Genomic DNA, 939 nt, shown 5'->3' with positions numbered 1-939 from the left:
CGTATTGGCGGTTCGATAGTTATAATCATTTACCTCAACTGATGAGGCCACCACGGCACTGTGTAAGCGAATATCCCAAACGCTTTCAGTGCCACCATCTAAGGTGCCACTCGGTGGTTTGTTATCAATATCAGCAACCTGAGCATAACCTTGCTCATAATCACTTAGCACCATGACATCACAGTTGTGCTCAGCATGGGTTTCAAAGCGAAACCAAATCCCCACATCCGCCAATAAGCGTTGTATGAACTCAAGGTCACTTTCTTGCCATTGGGTAATAAATTCTCGAGACGGGTAGGTGTCTTTTAATTCCAAGCGGTAATCAATGCCGGTAAAACCATGGCTGCGCAGTATCGATTCCACTACACTTACCACGCTTTAGTTTTGAAAAATGGCACACTGTTTTTTCATGGCTAACAACGCTAAGCGGGATGATAAAACAACTTGATAATGCGCTTGCTCTTTACTGACCGATAGCTGACTAAATGCGGTAACCACCCCATGAAGTATGCGCCCGTCACTGATAGCAGGTAAGCCACCTAGTGAGCGTATTGCTTCTGTTAATGGCTAGTTTAAAAAGGGATTAAATGAGAAAGTGGCGTTTTGGTTAAGCAGTGAATCAATGGCAGGGGCTTTATCGGGACTGGTAAATTCAAGGGTATAATGCCACGGCTGGTTAAGCCGCTCATCGCCTTTAACCTGTAACACCGACACCGGCGAACTTAGCCCCTCAACGGCTAAGGTATAGCGATTATGGCTCAGTTTTTTTAAATGACCCAATATCCCGTCATCAAGCTGCTCTAAAAGACGCTCTAACGCACTTGCCATGTTTTTTCCTTTCCTTATTTATTAATTTAATTAGAACAAAAGGGAATACCTTTGGTTTGTTGTTATGATTTAAATGGTTAATATTATTGCTTTTAGTTATTAAATATAGCT

The 939-nt window shown here is 42.5% G+C and carries 1 protein-coding gene and 1 pseudogene; both read right to left on the bottom strand.

Annotated features, from left to right (window positions below; genetic code table 11):
• Window positions 1-510, bottom strand: a pseudogene (vgrG, locus tag A9G35_RS08865) (type VI secretion system tip protein VgrG); the annotation flags it as partial.
• Between the two features lie 57 nt (window positions 511-567).
• Window positions 568-828, bottom strand: a complete 261-nt coding sequence (locus A9G35_RS08860; RefSeq protein WP_065636541.1) for a hypothetical protein — start codon at window positions 826-828, stop codon at window positions 568-570.
• Window positions 829-939: the final 111 nt, after the last annotated feature.

Origin of the sequence: Gilliamella sp. Choc5-1, from assembly GCF_001690595.1 — a bacterium.
In the GTDB taxonomy this organism is placed as follows: Bacteria; Pseudomonadota; Gammaproteobacteria; order Enterobacterales; family Orbaceae; genus Gilliamella; species Gilliamella apicola_M.
This window is presented reverse-complemented; position numbering and strand designations above follow the sequence as displayed.

Excerpts from the sequence above, each read along its gene's own strand:
- A9G35_RS08860 (WP_065636541.1), bottom strand. The coding sequence starts at position 828 with ATGGCAAGTGCGTTAGAGCGTCTTTTAGAGCAGCTTGATGACGGGATA.